Origin of the sequence: Nocardia amamiensis, assembly GCF_015477605.1 — a bacterium.
Classification (GTDB): Bacteria; Actinomycetota; Actinomycetes; order Mycobacteriales; family Mycobacteriaceae; genus Nocardia; species Nocardia amamiensis_A.
On record NZ_JADLQX010000002.1, the window covers coordinates 367,387 to 391,806 of the forward strand.

Annotated in this window: 21 protein-coding genes; 12 read left to right on the top strand and 9 right to left on the bottom strand. The window is 68.8% G+C overall.

Translation table 11 applies throughout. The features are described from left to right. Window position 1 precedes the first annotated feature (1 nt). Window positions 2-4,135: an ATP-dependent RNA helicase HrpA gene (hrpA, locus tag IU459_RS04270; RefSeq protein WP_195128090.1), complete on the bottom strand. Its 4,134-nt coding sequence runs from the start codon at window positions 4,133-4,135 to the stop codon at window positions 2-4. A 275-nt stretch (window positions 4,136-4,410) separates the two neighbouring features. Between hrpA and IU459_RS04275 the strand changes: the two genes are divergently transcribed. Then, window positions 4,411-5,640, top strand: a complete 1,230-nt coding sequence (locus IU459_RS04275; protein WP_195128091.1) for an aminotransferase family protein — start codon at window positions 4,411-4,413, stop codon at window positions 5,638-5,640. A 135-nt stretch (window positions 5,641-5,775) separates the two neighbouring features. On the opposite strand, the gene IU459_RS04280 is transcribed toward IU459_RS04275, so the two are convergent. Then, entirely contained in the window at window positions 5,776-6,279 is a 504-nt protein-coding gene (locus IU459_RS04280) for a GNAT family N-acetyltransferase (RefSeq protein WP_228837293.1), read from the bottom strand. Window positions 6,280-6,675: 396 nt separating this feature from the next. On the opposite strand from IU459_RS04280, the gene IU459_RS04285 reads away from it, so the two are divergent. The 3 genes from IU459_RS04285 to IU459_RS04295 all read left to right on the top strand — a co-directional run bounded on the left by IU459_RS04285 (window position 6,676) and on the right by IU459_RS04295 (window position 8,848). Then, the gene (locus IU459_RS04285) at window positions 6,676-7,371 is read left to right on the top strand and encodes a DUF5134 domain-containing protein (protein ID WP_195128092.1); all 696 of its coding nucleotides are present in this window, start codon (window positions 6,676-6,678) and stop codon (window positions 7,369-7,371) included. A gap of 66 nt (window positions 7,372-7,437) precedes the next feature. After that, window positions 7,438-8,124 carry an ECF RNA polymerase sigma factor SigK gene (gene sigK, locus IU459_RS04290; RefSeq protein ID WP_228837294.1) on the top strand — a complete coding sequence of 229 codons (687 nt, stop codon included), beginning with the start codon at window positions 7,438-7,440 and terminating at the stop codon, window positions 8,122-8,124. Then, on the top strand, window positions 8,117-8,848 hold the full coding sequence (locus tag IU459_RS04295; protein WP_195128094.1) for an anti-sigma factor: 732 nt from the start codon (window positions 8,117-8,119) through the stop codon (window positions 8,846-8,848). The genes sigK and IU459_RS04295 overlap by 8 nt, the downstream gene beginning before the upstream one ends. Window positions 8,849-9,094: 246 nt before the next feature. On the opposite strand, the gene IU459_RS04300 is transcribed toward IU459_RS04295, so the two are convergent. The 3 genes from IU459_RS04300 to IU459_RS04310 all read right to left on the bottom strand — a co-directional run bounded on the left by IU459_RS04300 (window position 9,095) and on the right by IU459_RS04310 (window position 11,095). Next, window positions 9,095-9,769 (bottom strand): PhzF family phenazine biosynthesis protein, encoded by a 675-nt coding sequence (locus IU459_RS04300; RefSeq protein ID WP_195128095.1) that lies wholly within the window; start codon window positions 9,767-9,769, stop codon window positions 9,095-9,097. Between the two features lie 104 nt (window positions 9,770-9,873). Further along, window positions 9,874-10,413, bottom strand: a complete 540-nt coding sequence (locus IU459_RS04305; RefSeq protein ID WP_195128096.1) for a carboxymuconolactone decarboxylase family protein — start codon at window positions 10,411-10,413, stop codon at window positions 9,874-9,876. Window positions 10,414-10,507: 94 nt separating this feature from the next. Further along, window positions 10,508-11,095, bottom strand: coding sequence for a peroxiredoxin (locus IU459_RS04310; protein WP_195128097.1), 588 nt, complete (start codon window positions 11,093-11,095; stop codon window positions 10,508-10,510). Between the two features lie 110 nt (window positions 11,096-11,205). Here IU459_RS04310 and IU459_RS04315 point away from each other — a divergent pair, with 110 nt between their 5' ends. From IU459_RS04315 to IU459_RS04340, 6 genes are all read left to right on the top strand, one after another. Continuing rightward, window positions 11,206-12,114 carry a hydrogen peroxide-inducible genes activator gene (locus IU459_RS04315; RefSeq protein WP_195128098.1) on the top strand — a complete coding sequence of 303 codons (909 nt, stop codon included), beginning with the start codon at window positions 11,206-11,208 and terminating at the stop codon, window positions 12,112-12,114. A gap of 69 nt (window positions 12,115-12,183) precedes the next feature. Then, on the top strand, window positions 12,184-12,651 hold the full coding sequence (locus tag IU459_RS04320) for a gamma-glutamylcyclotransferase family protein (protein WP_195128099.1): 468 nt from the start codon (window positions 12,184-12,186) through the stop codon (window positions 12,649-12,651). A gap of 57 nt (window positions 12,652-12,708) precedes the next feature. Next, window positions 12,709-13,299: a TetR family transcriptional regulator C-terminal domain-containing protein gene (locus tag IU459_RS04325; protein WP_195128100.1), complete on the top strand. Its 591-nt coding sequence runs from the start codon at window positions 12,709-12,711 to the stop codon at window positions 13,297-13,299. A gap of 76 nt (window positions 13,300-13,375) precedes the next feature. After that, on the top strand, window positions 13,376-14,110 hold the full coding sequence (locus IU459_RS04330) for an SDR family NAD(P)-dependent oxidoreductase (RefSeq protein WP_195128101.1): 735 nt from the start codon (window positions 13,376-13,378) through the stop codon (window positions 14,108-14,110). Continuing rightward, a complete protein-coding gene (locus tag IU459_RS04335; protein ID WP_195128102.1) occupies window positions 14,110-14,313 on the top strand; it encodes a tautomerase family protein in 204 nt (67 codons plus the stop codon). Before IU459_RS04330 ends, IU459_RS04335 begins: the two co-directional genes overlap by 1 nt. 161 nt (window positions 14,314-14,474) lie before the next feature. Further along, window positions 14,475-15,854: a cation:proton antiporter gene (locus IU459_RS04340; protein ID WP_195128103.1), complete on the top strand. Its 1,380-nt coding sequence runs from the start codon at window positions 14,475-14,477 to the stop codon at window positions 15,852-15,854. 59 nt (window positions 15,855-15,913) lie between these two features. Here the strand turns inward: IU459_RS04340 and speD are convergent, their stop codons facing one another. From speD to IU459_RS04360, 4 genes are all read right to left on the bottom strand, one after another. Continuing rightward, window positions 15,914-17,116, bottom strand: coding sequence for an adenosylmethionine decarboxylase (gene speD, locus IU459_RS04345; RefSeq protein ID WP_195128104.1), 1,203 nt, complete (start codon window positions 17,114-17,116; stop codon window positions 15,914-15,916). An 8-nt stretch (window positions 17,117-17,124) separates the two neighbouring features. Then, window positions 17,125-18,237 (bottom strand): type III PLP-dependent enzyme, encoded by a 1,113-nt coding sequence (locus IU459_RS04350; RefSeq protein WP_195128105.1) that lies wholly within the window; start codon window positions 18,235-18,237, stop codon window positions 17,125-17,127. 163 nt (window positions 18,238-18,400) lie between these two features. Then, window positions 18,401-20,899 (bottom strand): DEAD/DEAH box helicase, encoded by a 2,499-nt coding sequence (locus IU459_RS04355; protein WP_195128106.1) that lies wholly within the window; start codon window positions 20,897-20,899, stop codon window positions 18,401-18,403. 70 nt (window positions 20,900-20,969) lie between these two features. Continuing rightward, the gene (locus IU459_RS04360; RefSeq protein ID WP_195128107.1) at window positions 20,970-21,914 is read right to left on the bottom strand and encodes a PAC2 family protein; all 945 of its coding nucleotides are present in this window, start codon (window positions 21,912-21,914) and stop codon (window positions 20,970-20,972) included. Between the two features lie 279 nt (window positions 21,915-22,193). Between IU459_RS04360 and IU459_RS04365 the strand changes: the two genes are divergently transcribed. Further along, entirely contained in the window at window positions 22,194-22,898 is a 705-nt protein-coding gene (locus IU459_RS04365; protein WP_195128108.1) for a sensor domain-containing protein, read from the top strand. A 410-nt stretch (window positions 22,899-23,308) separates the two neighbouring features. Next, the gene (locus IU459_RS04370; RefSeq protein ID WP_324198734.1) at window positions 23,309-24,391 is read left to right on the top strand and encodes a DUF4192 domain-containing protein; all 1,083 of its coding nucleotides are present in this window, start codon (window positions 23,309-23,311) and stop codon (window positions 24,389-24,391) included. The last annotated feature ends 29 nt before the right edge of the window (window positions 24,392-24,420 follow it).

Sequence of the window (24,420 nt, forward strand, 5' to 3'; positions counted from 1 at the left end):
CTCAGCGCCGCAGCGCGGCGATGGCCTTCTCGATTCGCTTGGCGGAGACCGGGAATGGGGTGCCGAGCTTCTGTGCGAACAGGCTGACCCGGAATTCCTCGATCATCCACCAGATGTCCGCGACAGCGGGCGCGTTCCTGCGGTGCTCCGGCAGGGAACCGGACAGACGGTCGTAGGCGCCCAGCACCCGATCGAGTTCGGCCATGCCCTGGCGATCGCGAACCGCCGAGCCGGGCAGTGCTTCCAGACGCAGTACCGCAGCCCGCAGATAGCGGGGAAGTTCGCGCAGCCTGGCGCTGCCCAGCTCGGCGACGAAGCCACGGAATACCAGGTTGTCGAGCTGGTCGCGCACGTCCTCGGCGATATCGCGCTCGCTCGTCCGGGCGAGTGCCACCGAAACCTGATGGGCCTCAGCCAGAATCGGCACCACCAAGCGAACGAAGCGCGCCACGGCGGAGGCGAAGTCCGGACGAATCCGGGCCACGAGAGCATCGAACTCCGCCGGGCTGCGGACCGGACCGCCCGCGGTCGCGAGCAGCTCGTCGGCGGCGGCCGCGCGGCAGTCCTCGATCAGCGCCTCCAGCGAGCCGTACGGGTTCTGGCTCAGCGCGAGCCGGTCCGTGGGCGACAGACCCGCGGTGGCGGTGCGGACCGCGGTGGGCAGCGCATGCAGCAGCAGTGCCCTGGTACCCAGGCGCATCGCGGCGGCTTGCTCGGCGGGGGAGCTCAGCACCCGGACTGCCACGCCGTCGCCTTCCGCGACCAGCGCGGGATACCCCGTAACGGTCTGGCCGGCTACCTCCCGGCGCACCGTCGGCTCGACGGTGCCGAGCGACTCGGAGGTCCACACCGTGGCGGGCGGGCGTTCCGCGCCCGCTGTCGCCCGCGCCACGGATGCGGAAACCTGTTCGGCGAGCTTTGTTTTCAGTGCGGAGAGGCTCTTGCCGCGAGCGAGCGTCGTGCCGTCGCCGCCGATGGCCGCGAAGGTCATGCGCAGGTGGTCGGGCAGCGCGGAGGGATCGAAGTCGGACGCGGCGATCGATACCGAACCCAATCGGGACAGTTCCCGCGCGAGTCCGGTGCGCAGTGGCTCGGCGCGCGGTGTCAGCGCGGCCAAGGCGGTGGCCGCGAAATCCGGCGCGGGAACGACGCTGCGGCGCAACGTCTTCGGCAGCGTCTTGATCAGCGCCGCGGCCAGCTCCTCGCGCATTCCGGGCACCAGCCAGTCGAAACCGACGGCGCGGACGTGGGCGAGCTGTTCCACCGGGATGCGCACCGTGACGCCGTCGTCGTCGTTGCCCGGCTCGAACTGGTAGGTGAGCGGGAAGCTGAGCTCGCCTTGACGCCAGGAGTCGGGGAAGTCCGCCGGGTCCAGCGCGGCGGCGCCCTCGTTGATCACCGTGGTGGAGGAGAAGTCCAGCAGCGTGGGGTCCGTGCGCCGCGCGGTGCGCCACCAGCTGTCGAAGTGACGCACCGAGACGATGTCGGCGGGCAGGCGTTTGTCGTAGAACTCGTACAGGACCTCGTCGTCGACCAGGATGTCGCGACGGCGCGCGCGGTGCTCCAAGTCGGCGACATCGTCGAGCAGCGCGCGATTACGGTGGAAGAACTCGTGCCGGGTCTGCCACTCGCCTTGGACCAAGGCGTGTCTGATGAACAGCTCACGCGACAACTCCGGATCGATCCGGCCGTAATCGACGGGCCTGCCGGTGACCAGCGGAATGCCGTACAGGGTGACCCGCTCGTAGGCGCGCGCCGCGCCCCGCTTGGCCGACCAGTGCGGTTCGGAGTAGGTTCGTTTTACCAGGTCGCCCGCGAGTCGTTCAGCCCATTCGGGCTCGATCTTCGCAGTCATCCGGCCCCACAGACGGGATGTTTCGACCAGCTCGGCAGCCATCACCCAGCGGGGCGGCTTCTTCGCCAGCGACGAACCGGGGAAGATCATGAACTTGGCGTTGCGCGCGCCGAGGAACTCCCTGGACTCCGCCTCCCTGACACCGATGTGCGACAGCATGCCCGCCAGCAGCGCTTGGTGGATGGCGGTGGAATCCCACGGGACACCGTCGTTATCGGCTGCTGCCACGGCGGCGGATCGCCCGTCGCCTCCGTGGCGTCTTCGATTGCCGGACTTGCGATCCGGCCCCGCCGCCTCGCGCGCGCCGCGCCCCGCGGTGTCGGCCGATGGTTCCGCGTGGGCGGACCATCCGAGGCCCTTGGTGATGGTGCGCAGTTGCCCGTGCAGGTCCTGCCACTCCCGGATCCGCAGGTAATGCAGGAACTCCTCCCGGCACATGCGCCGGAACTGGTTGGACGACAAGGTCTTGCGCTGCCCGCCGAGGTACTCCCACAGCCGGAGGTAGGCCAGGAAATCCGACCCCTCGACGGTGAACCGCGCGTGTTTGGTGTCGGCGGCCTGCTGGTGCTCGGCGGGTCGCTCCCGCACGTCCTGGATCGACAGCGCCGCCACGATGACCAGCACGTCGGCCAGGCAGCCGTTGCGATGCGCCTCCACCAGCATCCGGGCCATCCTGGGATCCACCGGCAGCTGGGCCATCTCGCGCCCGATCGGCGTCAGCGACAAACCCGTATCGTCGTCACGGCGGTTTGCTTTGTCCGGCCGGTCGCCGTCCGCTTCTTGCGCCGCAGAGGTGTTCGCCCGCGATCCGGGTTTGGCGTCGCGTCGCGCCAGTGCTCCCAGCTCTTCGAGCAGGGCGACGCCGTCGCGTATCGCGCGACGGTCGGGAGCCTCTACGAACGGGAAGTTCTCGATGTCACCGAGTCCGAGCGCGGTCATCTGCAGGATGACCGCGGCCAGGTTGGTGCGCAGGATCTCGGGTTCGGTGAAGGCGGGCCGGGACTCGAAATCGTCCTCGGAGTACAGCCGGACGCAGATGCCGTCGGCGACCCGGCCGCACCGCCCGGAGCGCTGCCGCGCCGATGCCTGCGACACCGGTTCGATCGGCAACCGCTGCACCTTGGTTCGCATCGAGTACCGCGAGATCCGCGCGGTCCCCGGGTCGACGACGTAACGGATGCCGGGCACGGTCAGCGAGGTCTCGGCGACGTTGGTCGCCAGCACCACCCGCCGCCCGGTATGCGGAGCGAACACCCGATGCTGCTCGGCGGTAGACAGCCTGGCATACAGCGGAAGGATCTCGGTGCGCGGCATTTTCAGATCGCGCAGCGCGTCCGCGGTGTCGCGAATCTCGCGTTCGCCGGACAGGAACACCAGCACGTCGCCATCGCCCGCGGCGAACAATTCGGTGACCGCGTCGCCGATCGCGTCGACCGGGTCCCGGTCGACGGTCCGGGTGTCCTCGTCGTCTTCGTCGTCGGCAGCCGGAAGTTCCAGTGCTAGAGGGCGATAGCGGATCTCCACCGGGTACGAACGGCCGGAAACCTCGACAATCGGTGCGGGAGTGCCTTTCTCGTCCGCGAAATGTCTGGCGAACAGCTCCGGATCGATCGTCGCCGAAGTGATGATCACCTTGAGGTCGGGCCGGCGGGGCAGCAGCTGTTTGAGGTAGCCGAGCAGGAAATCGATATTGAGGCTGCGTTCGTGCGCCTCGTCGATGACGATCGTGTCGTAGCGGCGCAGCAGCCGGTCGCGCTGGATCTCCGCGAGCAGGATGCCGTCGGTCATCAGCTTGATCAGCGTGTGCTCGGAGGCCTGGTCGGTGAACCGCACCGTGTAGCCGACGACGTCGCCGAGCTCGGTACCGAGTTCCTCGGCGATACGCTCGGCGACGGTGCGTGCGGCCAGCCTGCGCGGCTGGGTGTGTCCGATGGTGCCGCGGATGCCGCGGCCGAGCTCGAGGCAGATCTTGGGGATCTGGGTGGTCTTGCCCGAACCGGTCTCGCCCGCGACGATCACGACCTGGTGTGCCGCGATGGCCGCGGCGATGTCGTCACGGCGGGCGCTGACCGGCAGCTGCTCCGGATAGCGGACCCGCGGCACGGCGGCGCGGCGCGCCTCGACCCGGAGTTCGGCCGCCGTGATCTCGGCTTCCACCGCGCTCAGGTCGCCATCGCGGGCCCGGTCGAGCCGACGCCGCAGCCGGTGTTCGTCGCGAAGGGAGAGATTCGCCAGGCGGGTGCGAAGGTCGCGGTAGTCGGTGGCGGCTGTCCTGGTCATTGCTCGACCAGCCTAGCGAAGGCCGCCACTGAATATTCGTTCCAGGCGGCGGGCGCGGTTGCCGAGCGGGTGCCGGGGGCCCGCTCGATCCCGGCCGGTGGTCGCCGATATGCGAAGATCGGCCGAGGGGAACGCGGATGCGGGCGCGCCGTCGCTGCTAGCCGCAGACCACGCGGCTCGAGTACGTTCGCCCTGGTGAAGGCGCGCCACGGCAGACGCCAAGGCCCGAGATCCGGTAGAGGTGGAAACATGAGCGAGCGCAGCGAGGCGCAGACATGAGCGCGCTTTGGCACGGCTTCGCCGACATGGGCGCCGTCGAGCGAGACGGCGCGTTCGTCGTCGCCCGCGGCGACGGCGCCTACGTCTTCGACCAGGCGGGCAACCGCTACCTGGACGCGACCGCCGGCCTGTGGTTCGCCAACGTCGGACACGGTCGCGGCGAGATCGCCGACGCCGTCGCCGCGCAGCTGCGCGCGATCGCGCACTACTCCAATTTCGGTGACATCACCGAACCGGCCACCCAGGAACTGGCCGAGCGGCTCGCCGAGCTGGCCCCGGTACCGAACAGCAAGATCTTCTTCACCTCAGGCGGCTCCGACTCCGTCGACACCGCCGCCAAACTGGCCCGCCGCTACTGGCACGAACTCGGATACTCCGGCAAGACGATCGTGGTCGGGCGGCAGCGGGCCTACCACGGCATGCACGTCGCGGGCACCGCCCTCGCGGGCATACCGGTGAACCGCGAGGGTTACGGCGAACTGATGCCCGCGGCGCGAACCGTGGCATGGGACGACGCGAAAGCACTGCTCGCGCTGATCGAAGAGGTCGGAGCCGAGCGCATCGCCGCGTTCTTCTGTGAACCCGTGATCGGCGCGGGCGGCATCTACCTGCCGCCGGAGGGCTACCTCACCGAGGTGCGCCGCATCTGCCGCGACCACGACATCCTGTTCGTCGCCGACGAGGTGGTCACTGGCTTCGGCCGGATCGGCGGAGCCTGGTTCGCCTCCTCCCGTTTCGCCCTCGAACCCGACCTGATGACCACCGCGAAAGGCCTGACCTCCGGCTACCTGCCCATGGGCGCGGTCTTCGTGGCACCCCAGGTGGCGGAGCCGTTCTTCGCGGGCGGCGTCTGGTGGAGGCACGGCTACACCTACGGCGGGCACGCGGGCGCTGCGGCGGCCGCGCTGGCGAACCTCGACATCATCGAACGCGAGGCTCTTCTCGATGCCGCCCTGCGCCTGGAATCCAGCCTCCACGACCAGCTCGCGGTGCTCGCCGAGCATCCCCGCGTCGCAGAGGTCCGCAGCGGTCTCGGCGCGGTCGCCGCGATCCAGTTGGCCGACCCCGCGGAAGGTCTACCACTGGTGAAAACCCTCCGCGCGCATGGCATCTCGAGCCGCGCGGCAGGCCGAGGCGCGATGCAGATCTCCCCGGCGTTCGTCATGACCGACGACCAGGTGTCCGAACTCGTCGACGGATTCACCCGCGCACTAGGTCCTGGTTAGCGCGCCAGTGTGGTTGTCCGGCCAGGATGCCGGGATCTTCGCCACCGTTCGGGCAATCGTCAGGTCGCCTCCGTGCGGTGTTCGGCGCGCAGGCACGACCGGTGTTTACCCGACGTTGCGCCGCCCATTTGCGGATCAGAGGATGCGGGTCATGAACACGCTGTTTGGGTCGGGCCGGTAGTCGCCGAACGGCGCGCAGTAGTCGAAGCCGTGGGCCGCGTAAAGCCGACGGGCTGGCCGGAAGAAGCCGGAAGCCCCGGTTTCCAGGCTGAGACGACGGTAGCCGCGGGCGGTGGCCTCGGCGATGAGATGGCGCAGCAAGGTGGAAGCGACGCCGCGGCGGTGGTGCGTTTCGGCGGTGCGCATGGATTTGATCTCGGCGTGCTTGTCGTCGAGGCCTTTCAGGGCGGCGCAGCCCGCGAGGGTCTCCCCGTCCCATCCGGTCCAGAGGGTGATGCCGGGGTGGCGTAGCGCCGCGAGGTCCAGCGCGTGCATGCTCTCCGCGGGCGAGTGCTCGGCCATCTCGGCGAGGTGCTCGGTAAGCAGGGAAATGACGGCGGGGCCGGTCAGGTCGTCGACGGTGATGCGCAGCCCGCCGTTCGCCGTATCGGCGGCGCACTGCTCGATCTGGCGGGTCATTCGTCCATCATGGCGTGCTGTCCGGCCCGGCGCGCAGTTGGGGCTGGGTCGAAACTGTCGATGCAGGGGTCTGGCCAGCTGAGCCGCTCACGGGGAGGGGCCGGGCAATCATCTCCCGTCCGCGTAGCGCACTTCTGGAAAGGCTAGTCGCGCTGAGCAATAGTGTCGCTACGAATGAGTTCTCCTGGTGTCCTCGGTATCTCTTGCGACGTGCTGTTCGCACGAGCAGCGCACCCGCCAGCGCGGTGCTCGACTACACCGAGCGAATCTCGGTTCGCCGGCTGCGGGCGTGCCCAAGGTTAATGCGGCGCAATCGAAAAAGGGCACCTAACCGTCTCGGGATGCGAGCATGGAAGTGCGACGACCGGTGGTCGCCGTGATGAGAGGTGGTGGGGTGTGGCGCAATTCGTGCAGGAGTATGCCGTTTTGCGGTGGATGGTGGTGGCGGCGTTCTTGATCACCGCGGCGATCGTGCTCGCGCGGGTGACGGCGGTCGCGGTGTGGCTGCCCGGTCGTGAGGTCGAGCTGGCCGAGGTAGCCCCGAAACCGCGTCTCCCACAGGGTACTTCGGGCGAGCATGCCGAATCCGACGCCGCCCACGTGGTGATGTGCCTGGTCATGCTCGGCATGCTGCTGTTTCCCTCCGGCGCGAGCCCGCACGCGCTGCGTGGCGTGCTGACCGCGATGGCGGTGGTCTTCGCCGCGCTGCTGGTCACCCACGCCGCGGAGCACGCCGCGCAGGGCAAACCCCTGCCGATCGACCAGCTGGTCCCGCTCGGGTACCACATCGTGGCCACCGCGGCGATGCTCTACGCGATGTCCGGCCACACCGCCGCCGGGCACGCGGGCGGCCCCGCTGCCGGTCCTGCTCTCGGTCTCGCCGCACTGTTCCTGCTCGACGCGCTGCTCGTCGCCTTCGCCGCCCGCGGCGGGTGGACGCTCGCGCACAAGCGGGGACCGCTCGGGATGCTCATTCGTTCCGGGGGATGCGTTGCCGCTCTCACCGGGCCCGCCAGGCCATGGGCGGCGGTGCCGCACATTGTGATGGACGCGGGCACCGCCTACATGCTGGTCGCCGCGATATCCGGTTGACCAGGGCGACCAATCCGGCTCCTGGTGCATACCGAACCCCTGTTTATGCAGGCAGGGGATTCGGCGATGAGCAACGAACACGGTTCTGCTTCACCACACGGGTCCGGCTATCCGGCTGGCGAGCGGGACGAACCCGACGACCCGATTCTCGCGTGCCCGGCGCCCGCCGCCGGCGACCGTGCCCGGACCGGTCTGGCGACCCGTGAACTGGCCACGCTGCTGGCCGCGACGGGCGCGGGCGACCGCGGCGCATTCACCGAGTTCTACCAGCTGACCAGCCCGCGGGTCTTCGGGCTGACGGTGCGCATCTTGCGCAGTCACGCCGCAGCGGAAGAGGTGACCCAGGAGGTCTACCTCCAGGTGTGGTCGATGGCCGACCGCTACGACCCCACGCTGGCCAGCCCGGTCGGCTGGATCATGATGCTCGCGCACCGGCGCGCGGTGGACCGGGTACGTGCGGAGAGCTCGGCCAGCAGCCGCGAGCTCGTCTACGCACACGAGCAGCTGGGTCGCGCCCACGACGTCGTGGCCGAATCGGTGGCCCAGCGCATCGAAGAACAACAGGTGGCAGGCTGCCTGGACATGCTCACGCCCACTCAGCGCGAAGCGATCGTCCTCGCGTACTACGGCGGGCACACCTACCGTGAGGTCGCCGACCACCTCTCGGTCCCACTGCCCACGATCAAGACCCGCATCCGCGACGGGTTGAAGCGATTGGAGAAATGTTTGTCCGGGGAAGGTACCGATGGTTGACACCTCGCCGCGCGCGGACGCGGACCTCATCGACCTCGCCTATCCGTGTGCACTGGACGCGGTCGCCGATATCGAACGCAGGCATATCGATGCTCGGCTGGCCGCCGCCGACCCAGCCGTGCGTCAGGCGTTCTCCGACACCGTCTGGCAGGTGCGTGAGATCATGGGACGGCTGGCCGTGCTCGACGAGCACGCGCCGCCACCGGAACTGGAACGCCGCATTCTGGCGGCGTTGCCCGACCGTGGCGCCGGAAAACCGGTCACCCGGATCTCGTCGTGGCGGCGGCCTCCGCGGTGGGCTGTCTCGGTCGCCGCCGCGGCCTGCCTCGTGCTCGGCACCACCGTGGTGACCTCCCGATTCGTCGACTCGCCGCCATCACCGACCACGGCGAACCAGATCGAAGTCCAGCAGGAGGCGCAGACTGTGCGCAGTTCGGTCGCTGGTGGCGGCACGCTGGTCGTGGACGTTTCGCCGGAGTTCGGGCGCGCGGTCGTCGTTTTCGACCAGGTCGCGCCGCCGCCGCCGGGGCAGGTGTATCAGGTGTGGCTGGTCGGCTCCGACGGGCAGCCACGGTCGGCCGGGGTGCTGAGCGACACGCCGTCGGCCGATCGGCCGTTCGTGACGGGATTCCGGTCGGGCGAGCTGCTCGCGGTGAGCATCGAACCGCCCGGCGGTTCGGACGCGCCGAGCGCCGAGCCGATCGCCGGCGTGCCGCTGCCGTGAGCGAGCGTCAGCGAGCGAACCTAGAGCACAGCGCGCCCTCGCGCACGACGGAGCCGAGCGCCAGCGAGGCGTAGTCGTGAGCGAGCGTCAGCGAGTGAACCTAGAGCACAGCGCGCCCTCGCGCACGACGGAGCCGAGCGCCGGCGAGGCGTAGTCGTGAGCGAGCGTCAGCGAGTGAACCTAGAGCACAGCGCGCCCTCGCGCACGACGGAGCCGAGCGCCGGCGAGGCGCAGTCGTGCGCAGACTTAGATCTCCACCGGCTGGTCGGCGACGACCCGCCCGCCCAGGCGTACCCAGCCGTCGGAATCCCACTGGGTGAACAATTGGGAGCCCTTGCCCTGGACGATGACCAGGCTCTTGCGCAGCAGCGCGGTCAACGCCACGGCCGCGGCGCCGGTCGCTTCGTCCTCGACGATCCCCATGGTCGGCGCGAACATGCGGGAGCGCAGCGTCCCGCGATGTTCGTCGGTCCAGCTCCACAGATAGTGCGGGCCGCCGGGAAACTCGTCCGGTCGGAGGGTGGCGAGTTCCTCGGGGTCGTCGAGCTGGTGGAAGGTGAAGGCCGGCGCCCATTCGCCGCGCGCGGTGATCCAGGTCAGCCCGTCGGTGAGTTCCACCGCCACCGGACCGGCGGGGACGTCCAGTGTCCGCACCGGAGTCCCCTGGGCGGCGAACCACCACGCTGTCCCCACCGACGGGTGCCCGGCGAACGGGAGTTCCACCGTCGGCGTGTAGATCCGGACCGTGGCGATCTCGTCGACCGGTGGTTCGACCACCACGGTTTCGGCGTATCCGGCCTTCGCCGCCAGTTCCTGCCGGTCGGCCGTGGCCACGTCCGCGGCCCGGGCGATGCCCAGTTCGTTGCCGAACCGCCCGGCGGCGTCGGTGAACACTCGGACCACGTCAAGCTGTGTGCCCATGCTCGCCGAGCCTACTCGGCTGCCCGACCCGGAGCTGTGGTCCAGACCACACGGGGAACGCGAAGAGGCCCCGATCCGCGGATCGGGGCCTCTTCGCGACGACCTCAGATCGCGGCTGTGGTAAGCGCCTCCGTCGACTGCACGGCCTGGCCGACACCGGCCACGATGGCCGCGGCGCGCAGCGATTCGAAGATCACCTCGCGGGACACGCCCGCCTCGCGCAGCGTGTGCTCGTGCGCCTCCAGGCAGTGCGCGCAGCCGTTGATCGAGGAGACCGCGAACGACCAGAGCTCGAAGTCGGCCTTGTCGACGCCCGGCGAGCCGATGATCTGCATCCGCAGCCCGGCCCGCAGATCGTCGTAGCGGCCGCCGAGGAAAGCCTTGCCTCGGTAGAACACGTTGTTCATGCCCATGATCGAGGCGGCGCCGAGCGCGGCGTTGTACGCCTCCGCGGTCAGCACGTCGGCGGCGGCCTCGGCGATCTCGCGCAGCGTGGTCGTCGACCGGGTCGCGGCCGCCGACGCCAGCAGGGTGCCCCACAGCTGCTGTTCGTTCAGCACCGTGGTGCGCGCGATCGAGGACAGGTTGAGCTTGAGGTCCTTGGCGTACTCGGGAAGGGAGTTCTTCAGGTTCTCAATGCTCATGCGGCGATTCCTCTGCTCAGTTCAGCCCCTGTGGGGCAGGTCGTTTCTCGGTGGTCAAGGTGGTGCACCGGAAACTACCGGTGCGCGAGGGTTTTCAGACGCTGGCCGCGAGCAGCTCACCGGCGTTGATGGTCGGATCGCCCTTCTTCCAGTTGCAGGCGCAGAGCTCGTCGGACTGCAGCGCGTCCAGCACCCGCAGCACCTCGTCGACGTTGCGGCCCACGGAACCGGCGGTGACCGAGACGAACTGGATCTCGTTGTTCGGGTCGACGATGAAGGTGGCGCGGTCGGCGACGCCGTCGGCGTTGAGCACGCCGGTGGCCGTGGCCAATTCACGCTTCAGATCCGAGAGCATCGGGAAGGGGAGGGTCTTGAGGTCCTCGTGCTGCGCGCGCCACTGGAAGTGCACGAACTCGTTGTCCACCGACGCGCCGAGCACCTGCGCGTCCCGATCCTCGAATTCGTCGTTGAGCTTGCCGAACGCGGCGATCTCCGTCGGGCACACAAAGGTGAAGTCCTTGGGCCAGAAGAAGACGATCCGCCACTTGCCCGCGTGGTCGTCGCTGGTGATCCGGGTGAAGTAGTCGTCAGGCTGCTGAGCGTCGACCTTCGACAGATCACCGCCGATGACCGCGGTGAGGTTGTATGCCGGGAATTGGTCGCCGATGGTCAGCAGGGCCATGCTCATCTCCTCGTCATGTTGGTTTGCTAGCGCATGCAAAAGCTCACCGGTGATCTTGCCGGAAGGCCCGATAAAAGGTAAAGGTGATCAGTCGCACTAGACTGATAGGCGTGACTGATCAGACTTATCAGCCCACCCTGTCACAGCTGCGTGCGTTCGTAGCGGTCGCGGAATACCGCCATTTCGGCACCGCGGCCGCCCGGCTTCGTGTGAGCCAGCCCACGCTATCGCAGGCGCTCGCGGCGCTCGAACACGGGCTCGGCATCCAGTTGATCGAGCGGAGTACCAGGCGTGTGCTGGTCACGGCCGCCGGAATGCGCTTGCTGCCCAAGGCGATGGCCACGCTGGAGGCCGCCGACCGCTTCGTCGCCTCGGCGACCGGCGACGGGCTCGGCGGCACCTTGCGGATGGGCATCATTCCGACCGTGGCGCCCTACGTGCTGCCCGGGCTGCTGCCCGAACTGCGCAAGCGGCTGCCCGCGCTGCGCCCGCAGATCATCGAAGACCAGACCGCCCGGCTGTTGGACGGGCTCCGCACGGGCGTCTTGGACATCGCGTTGCTGGCGGTTCCCACCGACCTGCCCGGCTTGGTCGAGATACCGCTCTACACCGAGGAATTCGTGCTGGTCACTCCGCGTGGCCACGAACTGGCCGGGCGTACGGACCTGGCCGCGTCGGTGCTCGACGCCCAGCCGCTGCTGCTGCTGGACGAGGGGCACTGCCTGCGTGACCAGACCCTGGAGGCGTGCCGCTCGGCCGATGCCCACCCCGCCGCGGTCGGCGATACCAGGGCCGCCTCGCTGGCTACCGTGGTGCAGTGTGTCGCGGGCGGGCTCGGTGTGACCCTGATTCCGCAGATGGCCGTGGCGGCGGAAACAGCGGGCGGCGCACTGGATGTCGCGCATTTCGCGGACCCGGCGCCCGGCCGCACCATCGGCCTCGCGTTCCGTGCCTCCAGCGCCCGTGCCGACGACTATGAATACTTGGCCGCCATCATCCGCGCTCAGCGGCCGATGTAGGGATCGGACGCCCCTGCGTGGAGCGTGCGGGACAGGCACAGTGGGTAGCGGGTGAGAGGAGCGGTTGACATGGAATCGGCGGCGCTGGGCCCTGGGCGGCTGGGTGGTCTGTCCGGACTGGATCACGCGCTGTTCGTCTACGGCACGCTGCAATTTCCCCAAGTGCTGGAGGTGCTGCTCGGCAGGATTCCGTCTCTCGAACCGGCCGAGCTGCCCGGCTGGCGCGCGGCGGCGCTGCCGAGGCGGATCTATCCCGGATTGGTCGTCGCGCCGGACGGACTGACCCGGGGTGCCGTGCTCGATGGTCTCACCGCGGCGGAATGGGCGATCCTGGACGCGTTCGAGGACGACGAATACGACCTGCGCCGCGTACTCGTCGGCGACCGGGTGGGTCCGGTGTGGACCTACGTCTGGACGGCGGCCGCCGATCCGGCTGACTGGCAACGGGATCGGTTCGCCGCCGAGCATCTCGCGCATTTCGCCGCACGATCCGCGCGGTGGCGCTACGCTCCACCGGCCGCGGAAGGCGCAACGTGATACCTCGGCAGGGTTCGCGAGTTGCAATTTCAAGACGACCGGTCGTATATTCAATCCATGGCGCGACCGAGACGCAGTGAGGACACCCGGCGACTTCTGGTCGAGGAGGGTGCCGCCGGGTTCCTGACCAACGGCTACCACGGCACGGGGCTCAAGCAGATCCTGGACAAGGTCGGAGTGCCGAAGGGGTCGTTCTACAACTACTTCGACAGCAAGGAGAGCTTCGGGCGCGCGATCATCGAGTATCACTCGCTGTGTGTCCAGCGCAATCTGACCGAGGCGTTCGGCGCCGCGCCGGATCCGGTGAGCGGGCTGCGGGCGTTCTTCGAACGGCTGATGGACGATTTCGTCGCGGCCGATTTCACCGGCGGCTGCCTCATCGCGAACCTGGGCGGCGAACTGGAAGGCAGTGAGCTGCTGCGGGAATCGCTGTCGGCCGCGTGGGGCGCTTGGCGCGACCGCGTCGCCGAGCAACTGGCAGACGGGCAGCGGCTCGGCATGATCCGCGACGACATCGACGCCACCGAGCTGGCCGACCTGCTGCTCGAATCGTGGGAGGGGGCGGTGATCAGGATGAAGATCGATCGCACTCTCGCGCCGCTGCGCAAGTGCTTGGATCGCCTGCTCGGCGACTACTTCCTGCCCTGAGTCAGGGTTGTTCCGGCCGGCGCCTCCGATTACCCATTCCGAGACGACCGGTCGTATATGAGAGAGAAGGAGAGAAATGGCGAAGACGGTCATCGTGACCGGTTCCTCCAGTGGGATCGGCCGCGATATCGCACGCGCGTTCGTGGAACGCGGCGACAACGTCGTGCTCAACGGGCGTGACACCGCCAAGCTTTCGCGGGTTGCCGCCGAACTCGCCGCGCCTGGGCAGGTGGCCACGGTGGCCGGCGACATCGGCGCGCCCGCGACGGGTGCCGCCTTGGTCCGATCCGCCGTCGAGCGGTTCGGCGGCGTGGACGTGCTGGTCAACAATGCGGGCATATTCGGGGCCAAACCCTTCGTGGACGTCACCGAGCCGGACCTGGACCGCTATTTGAACGGAAACCTCAAAGGCACCTACTTCACTACGCAGGCCGTGGTGCGACGGCTGCTGGAGCAGGCCACCGGCGGCAGCATCGTGAACATCGGCACGGTCCTGATCGACCACGCCCTCCCCGGGCTGCCCGCGTCGGCAGCGCTGATCAGCAAGGGCGGCGTGCACGCGCTGACCACCAGCCTCGCCGCCGAACTCGCGGCCGACGGCATCCGGGTCAACGCGGTCGCGCCCGGCATCATCCGCACCCCGCTGTTCGGCGACGGCAACGAAGCGGCATCAAGCAGGCTGGCCTTGCTCAATCGCATCGGCGAAGTCGCCGAAACCACCGCCGCCGTGCTGTATCTCGCCGACGCCGCTTTCACCACCGGACACATCTTCCCCGTCGACGGCGGGTTCATCTCGGGAAGGGCAGCCTGATGCCATACGTGAACATCAAAGTGACCGACGAGGGTGTAACCCGCGAGGAGAAGGCGCGACTGATCAAGGGCGTGACCGATCTGCTGCACGACGTGCTCGGCAAGGCACCGGCGAGCACCTTCGTCGTCATCGACGAGGTTGCGCTGTCGGACTGGGGCGTCGGCGGGATGAACGTCGAAGAGTGGCGCAAGCTGCCATCCTGAACCGCGAAAGAGATTACCGCGCGGTATGATTCGGGCGTCGCCGAGCTCGTGCTGAGCAGTGGCGCCCGAACTCGGCCCACAAGTCATACCGAGGCCGTTGCGTTTCCATCGGTGTCCGAGATCCTGGTACGACCGACACAGCTCGACGGAGGGGAGCTGCGATGCCATCGCTGCTGGAAATCTCGACCCACTTCTTTCTGCAAATCGTGGTCATCCTGGTGACCTACCGACTGCTCTGGCCCCTCTTCCGGCGCCTGGGGCAAGTGCAAGTGGTCGCCATCATGATTGCGGGCTTCCTGCTCGGGCCATCGGTGCTCGGCTGGGCGTGGCCGCAGGCGCAAGAGTGGCTGTTCCCGACGAAGCTCGCGATCGGAGGCACGAGCATCGTCCACCCGAATCTGACCGCCATCTACGTGGTCGGCCAGATCGGATTGGTGCTGTATATGTTCCTGGTCGGCAGCTCGTTCCAGCTCGACATCTTCGGCAAGCACCTGCGCCAAGCGGGGGCCACCTCGGCGACCGGCGTCGCGGTGCCGATGGTGCTCGGCGGCGCGGTCGGCTGGTGGATGGCCGTGCAGGGCGGATTCTTCACCGACGGGGTGGCCGACTGGCAAGGCGCGCTTTTCCTCGCGGCCGCCGTCGCGGTCACCGCTTTCCCGATCCTGGCCTGGATCGTCTACGACTCCGGACTGATGAACACCAGGCTCGGCACGATGTCGCTGGCCGTAGCGGCCGTCGACGACGCGTGCGCGTGGGTGCTGCTGGCCGTGGTCGTCGCGACGGCGAAGGACAGCCCGGGCGGTGTCTACCTCGCGGTCGGCGGCGGGCTGGCCTACCTGCTGTTCATGGTGTTCGTCGCCCGCCGGTGGCTGGCGCGGCTGGAGACCTGGACGCCGCGGCGCGGTGACCGCGAACGCGCGGGCGGACTGCCGGTCGGTCAGTTGACCGTGGTCCTGCTGGTGGTGCTGCTGGCCGCCAGTGTCACCGACTTCGTCGGAATCCATTCCGTGCTCGGCGCTTTCGTCGCCGGTCTCGTCATGCCCCGCGGCGAGCTGCTGGACCGGATCCGGGACCGCTTCGAGCCACTGGTCGGATACCTGCTGCTCCCCGCCTTCTTCATCTACACCGGCCTGAACACGAAGCTGAGCCTCATCTTCGAGCCGAAGGTGCTGGTGATGACCGTGGTGGTGCTGGTGGTGTCGTTCGCGGGCAAGTTCGGCGCGGTCGGGCTGGTCGCCCGCTCCCAGGGCATGGGCTGGCGGGAGGCGGGGGCCATGGGCGCGCTGTCCAACGCGCGCGGGCTGATGGAGCTGGTGTTGCTCAATGTCGGGTTGTCGGCGGGGCTGATCACGCCCGAGCTGTACACCGTGCTCGCGATCATGACGACGGTCACCACCTTCGTCGCCACCCCGCTGCAGCGGATGTTCGAGCGCAGCGCGTGGAAGAACGGCATGGTGTTCGGGCCCAGCGGCGAGGAGCCGAAGGGGAGCACACCACCCGAGCAGCCGGAACTGCCGTCCGTGGACTCGGCCCGAGTCTGACACCGCCCGGATAGGCCGAACGCGCCGGATTCCGACCGGCGCGTTCGGAGTCGATCTGCCTACACCCGCAGCGCGTGCGGTTCGATCGCGCCGCGCACCAGCGCCCGCGCGTCGATGGTCTCGGCCTTGTACGGCAGCAGAGCCAGACGATCGGTCATGCCCTCGACCGGGTCGTCGATCCTGTCGACCAGGCCGAAAAGGAACGACCACTCGTGCTCGTCGCTGCCGTAGTGCACGACGGTGCCGAACTGCTCGTGGAAACGCTGCCAGGACCGCTTCAGCGTCTCGTTGCGCCACATGGTCGCGCATCCGGCTTGCGCGCTCAGCACGCCGCCGGGCGCGAGCAACGCACGACATCGGGACAGGAACTCCGCCTCGTAGAGCCGGTTGTGCTGCGCATCCTCGACGCGCTCGTCCGGCAGGTCGATCACGATGACGTCGTAGCGGGTGCCGGCTTGGGCCGCCGAGGCGAGGAAATCCCAGCCGTCGGCGTAGTGCACCGTGATCGGCCCCTCGCCCTTGACCGCGGCGTCCAGCTCGGCACTGGTGTAGCCGTAGGGCAGGTGCTGCGCGCACAGTTCGACCTCGAGCTGGTCGATGTCGACGTGATCGACGTGGGTGGCGCCTGCGGCGACCGACATCTGGCTGGCCACACCTTCGCCGGAGCCGATGATGAGCACGTTGTCCAGCTTCTCGGCCAGCGTGAAGGCCGGCACCATCATCGCCTCGTGGTAGGTCAGCTGCGAGAACTCGGTGGACTGGCGGTCGTCGTCGGAGAACAGGCTGATGCCTTGCTCGGTCCGCGCGATGACCATGTGCTGGAACGGCGTGTGTGTGTCGACGATCACTTCGTGCAGGTCCCAGATGCGGGTCAGTCCCGCGCCGACCGGTTCCTCGATCCGCTGGCTGCCGTGTCCCCTGCGGATTACCTGCATGCGAACATCCTTCGGGGACAACGCATCCCGGAGCAGCTCGACCGCTTTGGACGCTCCCGCGCCGATGCTGCCGCAGGTGAAGACGTCGACGAAGATGTCGCCGGACTCCGGATAAGTGTGAATCGAGGCGTGGGACTCCGACAACAGCGCGAGGACGGTCACCCCCTGCGGTTCGAACTTCTTGTGTACGACATCGCAGATGGTGACGCCCGCCGCGATCAGAGACTCACGCAACGCCGATTCGAGTCGTTCGAGATCGTCGCAGAGGGCTGCGTCGACACCACCGAACTCGGCCAGCACGTGCCAGCCGGTGAATTCCGCCGTCATGGGCAAACTCACTCTCGCTCAGCGCCCGAGACATGAACGGTCAAGGGCGGAAAACCATTGAAGGACACCGACGAATAGCTCGCGGTATAGGCGCCGGTGTCGGGGATTCGAATGCGATCACCGGCTCGCAACGTGGTCGGTAGGAGGACTCGCGTGCGTTGATACAGTACATCGTCGCCGTCGCAGGTCGGACCGGCTACCACCGCCTCGTCGACGGGGTCGCCGTCCCGGTCGGTGCAGAACCGGTAGGCGATGTACTCGTTCTCGGTCTCGGCCATGCCGTTGTAGCGGCCGATGTCGAGATACACCCAGCGTCGTCCGTCCGGCGCGGTGCGGACGCCGACGACCTCGGCGTGAATCATGCCCGCCGAACCGACCAGCGCCCGGCCTGGTTCGACGACCAATCCGGTTGTCCCGGAAAGGAATTCGGCTGCGGCGTGGTTCACCACCGCGGCGATCTCACCCAGTGCGGGCGCGGAGTCGGCGTAGGAGATCGGCAGCCCACCGCCGATGTTCACCCAGCCGACCGGAATGTCCTTGTCCGCCAATGCTTCCACGATCCGGCCCGCCTGTTCGATGCCGATCCGCCACGCGGTGGGGTCCAGTTGCTGGGAGCCGACGTGGAAGTACGGCCCGGCGACGACCAGTCCGAGGTCCCTGGCCCGGACCAGCAGCCGCAACGCCTCGCCCGGGGCGCAGCCGAACTTCGTGCCGAACGGCGTACGCGACTCGGGCGCCGAGGCGAGGAAGCGGCACTCCACCTCGGAGCCGGGCGCGTGCTCGACGATGCGCAGCAGGTCGTCTTCGGTGTCGAAGGCGAAGCGGCGCACCCCCAGGGCATAGGCCCGGGCGATGTGGGCGGCCTTCTTGATCGGGTTGCCGTAGCACAAGCGTTCCGGCGCCACCCCGAGCCCGAGGCACAGGTCGATCTCGCCGATGCTGGCGACGTCGAACTCCGCGCCCTCCTCGTCGAGCAGGCGCACGATCTCCGGCACCGGGCTCGCCTTGACAGCGAACCGGATCCTCGTCGCGGCCCGGTCCGCGGACAGGGCGGCATCGAGCGCGCGGTAGTTCTCGCGGACACGCTCGGGATGGATGACAAGGTACGGCGATTCGGGCATAGTTGATCTTTCGCTTGGGCAGCGGGGGAGAGAGTATCAGCGGCCCCTACCCAGAAACGAATCCGTCAAACCTTGGATTCGCCGCACGGTCGCCGAACCCCGTCCTGCTCCCAGGATGGGTGGACTGACCTGCGTGGACGCGGAGCCGACGTGCGGTGCTGGCTCAGCCGGCGGATACCGTGACGTCGTCGAAGACGACTTCGCCCGCGGCGTCGGACTCGGCGAGATCGACCACCGCGTCGATCGACCAGCCATGGTCGCCCGCCGGGTCGTCGAGCACCTGCCGCACCCGCCAGAAGCCCGGTCTTCGTTCCACCTGGAACAGCTGCGGTCCCCTGGCATCGGGGCCGGTGCCGATCCGCTCGTACTCGGCGAAGTAGTCGGCGAGCGCCTGCGCCCAGTCCAGGCCGGGGCTCAGTTCGGCCAGGTCGTCCCACCGCCGCAGCGCGGACAGTTCGACGCGGCGGAACATCGCGTTGCGGACCATGACCCGGAAGGCGCGCTCATTCGCGGAGATCGGACGCACCGTCTCCGCGCCGAAGGCGACCTGGTCGGCGTCGGTTTCCGCGCCGGGATTGGTCAGCTGCTCCCATTCGTCCAGCAGGCTCGAATCCACTTGGCGGACAAGCTCACCAAGCCACTCGGTGATGTCGTCGAGTTCCTCGGTGCGCGCGGACTCCGGCACCGTGCGCCGCAGTGCCCGGTAGGCGTCGGCGAGGTAGCGCAGCACCACGCCCTCGGAGCGGGCCAGCTCGTAGAAGGAGATCAGCTCGGCGAAGGTCATGGCGCGCTCGATCATGTCGCGCACCACAGATTTCGGCGCGGGTGCGAACTCCGACACCCACGGATGCCCGGACCGGTAGGTCTCGTAGGCCGGTTCGATCAGCTCGGCCAGCGGCTTGGGCCAGGTCACCTCTTCGAGCAGCTCCATCCGCTCGTCGTAGTCGATGCCGTCGGCCTTCATCTCGGCGATCGCCTCGCCGCGCGCCTTGTGCTGCTGGGCCATGAGCAGCTGGCGCGGATCCTCCAAGGTGGATTCGATGAGCGACACTACGTCGAGGGTATAGCTCGGCGAATCTTTGTCCAGCAGATCCAGCGCGGCCAGCGCGAACGGCGACAGCGGCTGGTCGAGGGCGAAGTCGCGTTGCAGGTCGACGGTCAGGCGGGCGCGGCGGCCCTGCGCGTCCGGCTCCGGCAGCTGCTGCACCACCCCGGCGTCGCGCAGCGCGCGGTAGAGCCGGATCGCGCGCAGGATGTGCCTGCGCTGGGCGGGTCGCGGTTCGTGATTGTCCTCGAGCAGGTGGCGCATGGCGTCGAAACAGTTGCCCGGCCGGGCGATCACGTTCAAGAGCATCGCGTTGGTGACGGTGAAGCGCGACACCATCGGCTCCGGCTGCGCCGCGACCAAGCGGTCGAATGTGTCCTCGCTCCACGAGACGAAGCCTTCCGGCGGCTTGCGCCGCTGCACCTTGCGCTGCTTCTTCGGGTCGTCGCCTGCCTTGGCCAGCAGCCGGGTGTTCTCCACCTCGTGCTCGGGCGCCTGCACCACGACCGTGCCCATGGTGTCGTAACCCGCCCGGCCCGCGCGGCCGGCGATCTGGTGGAACTCCCGCGCTTTCAACCGCCGGGTGCGCACGCCGTCGAATTTGGTCAGCCCCGTGAGCAGCACCGTGCGGATGGGCACATTGATGCCGACGCCGAGGGTGTCGGTGCCGCATACCACCTTCAGCAGGCCGTCCTGGGCGAGCCGCTCCACCAAGCGGCGGTATTTCGGCAGCATGCCCGCGTGATGGACGCCGATGCCGTGCCGGATCAGGCGGGACAGGGTCTTGCCGAAGCCGGCCGCGAACCGGAACTCGCCCAGCGCCTCGGCGATCGCGTCCTTCTCCGCGCGGGTGGCGAAGTTGACGCTGGTCAGCGCCTGGGCACGCTCCAGCGCGGCGGCCTGGGTGAAGTGCACCACGTACACCGGCGCCTGGTGGGTGGTGACCAGTTCTTCCAGGGTCTCGGTGATGGGGGTGCGCGCGTAGGAGAAGCTCAGCGGTACCGGGCGTTCGCTGCCCGCGACGACCGCGGTGGAGCGGCCGGTCCGGCGCTTCAGGTCGCGGGCGAAGAAGTCGACGTCGCCCAGCGTCGCCGACATGAGCAGGAACTGGGCGCGGGGCAGTTCCAGCAGCGGGACCTGCCAGGCCCAGCCTCGGTCGGGATCGGCGTAGAAATGGAATTCGTCCATCACGACCTGGCCGACGCCGGCGTCCGCACCTTCGCGCAGCGCGAGATTGGCCAGGATTTCCGCGGTGGCGCAGATGATCGGTGCGTCCGGGTTCACCGCGGCGTCGCCGGTGACCATGCCGACGCGCTCGGCGCCGAACACCTCGCAGAGGGCGAAGAATTTCTCGCTCACCAGCGCCTTGATCGGGGCGGTGTAGTAGGTGCGCAGGCCCTGGGTGAGGGCGAACAGGTGTGCGCCGACCGCGACCAGCGATTTTCCGGAGCCGGTTGGCGTGGCGAGGATGACGTTGGATCCGGAGGCCAGCTCCAGCAGCGCTTCGTCCTGCGCCGGGTACAGCGGAGTGCCCTGCTCGGCGGCCCACATCCCGAACGACTCGTAGAGCGCGTCGGCGTCGGTCCCCGGGATGTCGAGCAGTTCGGTCAAATCCACTCCGACCACCCTACGGCCTCGCTATCGGTGGCGAGTGCAGGGGCGATCGGTCCGGCGACCGCGCCGGGAGTCAGTCCTGCTCGCCTTTGTCGTCGCCGTTGTAGCCGCCCTGCTCGGCGAGGAATCGTTCGAACTCCGCGCCCAGCTCGTCTCCGCTGGGCAGCTCGCCGTCACCGGCCAGCAGGCTCGACTGCCGCTCCTGCGCGGTGACGAAGCTGTCGTACTGCCGCTCCAAGGCGTGCACCACGGTTTCCACCTCGGTATTGCCCGCGATGTGCTCGTTGACCTGTTCGCGCACCCGCGCGGCGGCCTCACCGAGCGCGGCCAGCGGAAATTCCAGGCCCGCGTTGTCGGCGACGTTCTCCAGCAGAGTCTGCGCGGCCTCTGGGTAGGCGGTCTGCGCCAGGTAGTGCGGCACGTGCACCGAGAAGCCGACCGACTCGTGACCGTGCTGGGCCATGCGGAATTCCAGCAGCGACGACGCGCTGCCCGGCACCTGCAGCTCGCCCGGCCACCGCTGATTCTCGGAGATCAGGTCGCGATCGGAGGAATGCGCGGTCACCCCGAGCGGGCGGGTGTGCGGAATGGCCATCGGAATCGCGCTGAGCCCGATGCTGCGGCGCACGCCGAGTTGTTCGGCGAGCAGGCGCACGGCGGTGGTGAACTTCTCCCAGCGGAGGTCCGGCTCCAGGCCCGCGAGCAACAGGAACGGGGTGCCCGCGGTGTCGCGCAGCGCCCAGAGGTTGAGCTCCGGTTCGGCGTACTCGGAGAAATGATCGGTCTTGAAGGTCATGAGCGGGCGTCGCGAGCGGTAGTCCAGCAGCTCGTCCACGTCGAACGAGGCGACCAGTTCGCTTTCGAGGCTCTCGCGCAGGTGCGTGGTGGCCAGCCGTACCGCGTGTCCGGCGTCGGTGAAGCCTTCCAGTCCGTGCACCAGGACCGGGCCGGAGCCGTCGGCGGACGACAGCTGCGGAGCGGGGAACTCCAGTTCGTACATTCGCGACTCGTAATCCATCGCGTACTCCTTCCTGCGCGGTTCCTGCGGCCCGGACGCGTACCTCACGCGCCAGTGTGGTTGCCTGCCCGATCGTTCGCCACCGGTGGTGGTAGTCGTGTGACGAGCAGTCGTCCGAGACGGGGACCACCGTCCATTGTCCCTCATGGCGATGACGGTCATCGCGCACGGCCGGACACCGACGCATACTCCGAGGCAACAGCATCGGTCTCTCGCGCATTCCCGGGCCGGCGGCGTGGCATCTCCGGCTGGATTCCGGGAGTTTGGCACAGTGAGCGTGTGACGGTGCTGGATTCGACGCGCAGGCGGCCGAGCTGGACGGTGCCGGTCGTGTGCGCCGTGCTGCTGGCCGGGTGCGGGGCGACTGTGCCGGGCCACCCGCTCTCGTCGGCGCCGGCCACGGTGACCCGGCAGGTGAGCGCGGAACTGCCGACGCTGCTGCCGGATCCGGCGCAGTTTCCCGCCCGGTATCCGGCGGTGGTGCTGCCGCAGGAGGCCGTGGCCCAGGCGGCGGGCGATCTGGACGGCATGGGACGCGGTGCCGGCGTGAAGCCCAGCCGGTGTGTGCCGCCCCGCCAGGACTTCGGACCTGATCGGACGGCGATGGCGGTGGGCACCGACGAGGCGACACGCGCCACGCTGACCGTCGAATTGGCGCGTACCGACGAGGCCTTGGCGTCGTTGCGCGCCCGGTTGACGCAGTGCCGGTCGGTGCGGGTCACCCGCGCGGGCGCGACGACCACCGTGCTGACCGAGCTGGACGCGCCACCACCCGCCGTCGCCGACGACGCCGTCGCGTTGCGCAGAACCGTGCGTCCCGAGGCGGGCGGCGCCGGGCTGACCCAGTCCATGCGTACGCTCGTGGCCCAGATCGATGATGTACGAATCTCTGTGACATATATGTCTTTCGACGACGAAGAGCCGGATACGGCGGCGCTGGACGCACTGTTCTCGACGGCCGTGCGAAAGGTGCGAGAGGGGTAGACCCCGGCCGATGCAGGGCCGGTCCCGGCGGCACGGTAGCAGCCGGCACCGACATCGATCGCGGTCGCGACGGCCGCACGGGTGATTCATGCACAGTGTTGAGTGAATTCCCCAGACCAGCCGAAACGTGAGGTCGGCATCGAAGACTCCAGCGCGGGAACCCGCAGACTCGGCGCATGACCACTTCCGCAACACCCCATCCAGCTCCTGAACCCGTCGACGCCGAGCGCACGGGCCGGAGCAGCGCGCTACGCCCTGGCCTGCGTAGCCGACGCGCATCGCCCTGCGCCGACTCCCCCGGTGCCCGGCAACCCGACGACGTCAGAGCCCTTGCACCAGAGTCGGTTTCGAAGCGGGCCCGGTGCTGCGACGAGTCTCCGCCCTTCGGCCGGGATATGCCGCAACCCGCCGTGTCCGTGGATGATCCGGGTGAGCTGATCGCGGCCGTACCCGCGATGCTGGGGTTCACTCCCGAGCGATCGGTGGTGGTGCTCGTCCTGCGGCGTGGAGCCGGGGACGCCGCGGTGGTCGACGCGGTGGTGCGGTTCGACCTGGACTCGCCTGGTGGACGGCGGGTGCGCTCCGGGCCGCTGGCCGCCGCCGTCACGCGGATCTGCGGATCCGAGGCGGCCGAAGTACTGGCGGTCCTGGTCGACGATCGCGCCACCGAACCGGAATCGCACGCCGACCGGAATCGCTGCGCCGCAGGACGATTCGACGTGCTGGTCGGCGCGCTGGGCAGACGCCTGGCGTTCGCCGACATCGCGCTCGGCGGGGTGTGGGCGACTCGCGAGATCGCCGCCGGGCAGCGCTGGTGGACATTGACCGGGCCGGACCGGCGTGGTGTGCTCCGGGATCCGGCCGCCTCGATGGTCGCGCTCACCCACGTGCTGGACGGCAGGCCGATCCGCGGCTCCCGTTCCGAACTCACCGACCTGGTCGCGGTGGATCCGCTGTCGTGCACGGAAGTGGCGGCGCACTTGGACAACGCGCTCACCCTCGCCCGGGAGCGGTTTGCGCGGGCCGCGCGCCGCGGTGACCCGGACGAATACAGCAGGCAGGCTCTCGACTACGTGCTGTGGCAGATCGCCAACGTCGCGTCCGGCACGGCGCTGATGGCGCCCGAACTCGCGAAACTGGCCGCCGCCCTACGGGATCGGGCGGTACGGGACACGATGTTCGCCTTGGCCGTCGGCGACCATGCCGCCGCGGCCGAGGCACTGTGGGGCGCGCTGACCCGCGCACTGTCCGGTCCCGATCGCGCGGAGGCCGCGGCACTGCTCGGCTACAGCGCCTACGTTCGCGGCGACGGCCCGCTCGCGGGCATCGCTCTGGAAGCTGCGCTGGAGGCGGATCCGGGACATCCGATGGCGGTGCTGCTCGATACCTCACTGCGTCTGGGCATGCGTCCGGAACAGTTGCGGCGGCTGGCCAGAAGCGGCTACCAGACTGCTGCGGGACTGGGCGTCGACCTCGGCACGCCGGCGCCGTGAACCCGTTGTGCGGCGTCGACCTCGTGCCC

Coding starts and splice junctions, on each gene's coding strand:
- hrpA (WP_195128090.1), bottom strand. CDS start 4,135: ATGACCAGGACAGCCGCCACCGACTACCGCGACCTTCGCACCCGCCTG.
- IU459_RS04275 (WP_195128091.1), top strand. CDS start 4,411: ATGAGCGCGCTTTGGCACGGCTTCGCCGACATGGGCGCCGTCGAGCGA.
- IU459_RS04280 (WP_228837293.1), bottom strand. CDS start 6,279: ATGACCCGCCAGATCGAGCAGTGCGCCGCCGATACGGCGAACGGCGGG.
- sigK (WP_228837294.1), top strand. CDS start 7,438: ATGAGCAACGAACACGGTTCTGCTTCACCACACGGGTCCGGCTATCCG.
- IU459_RS04295 (WP_195128094.1), top strand. CDS start 8,117: ATGGTTGACACCTCGCCGCGCGCGGACGCGGACCTCATCGACCTCGCC.
- IU459_RS04300 (WP_195128095.1), bottom strand. CDS start 9,769: ATGGGCACACAGCTTGACGTGGTCCGAGTGTTCACCGACGCCGCCGGG.
- IU459_RS04305 (WP_195128096.1), bottom strand. CDS start 10,413: ATGAGCATTGAGAACCTGAAGAACTCCCTTCCCGAGTACGCCAAGGAC.
- IU459_RS04310 (WP_195128097.1), bottom strand. CDS start 11,095: ATGGCCCTGCTGACCATCGGCGACCAATTCCCGGCATACAACCTCACC.
- IU459_RS04320 (WP_195128099.1), top strand. CDS start 12,184: ATGGAATCGGCGGCGCTGGGCCCTGGGCGGCTGGGTGGTCTGTCCGGA.
- IU459_RS04325 (WP_195128100.1), top strand. CDS start 12,709: ATGGCGCGACCGAGACGCAGTGAGGACACCCGGCGACTTCTGGTCGAG.
- IU459_RS04330 (WP_195128101.1), top strand. CDS start 13,376: ATGGCGAAGACGGTCATCGTGACCGGTTCCTCCAGTGGGATCGGCCGC.
- IU459_RS04335 (WP_195128102.1), top strand. CDS start 14,110: ATGCCATACGTGAACATCAAAGTGACCGACGAGGGTGTAACCCGCGAG.
- IU459_RS04340 (WP_195128103.1), top strand. CDS start 14,475: ATGCCATCGCTGCTGGAAATCTCGACCCACTTCTTTCTGCAAATCGTG.
- speD (WP_195128104.1), bottom strand. CDS start 17,116: ATGACGGCGGAATTCACCGGCTGGCACGTGCTGGCCGAGTTCGGTGGT.
- IU459_RS04350 (WP_195128105.1), bottom strand. CDS start 18,237: ATGCCCGAATCGCCGTACCTTGTCATCCATCCCGAGCGTGTCCGCGAG.
- IU459_RS04360 (WP_195128107.1), bottom strand. CDS start 21,914: ATGGATTACGAGTCGCGAATGTACGAACTGGAGTTCCCCGCTCCGCAG.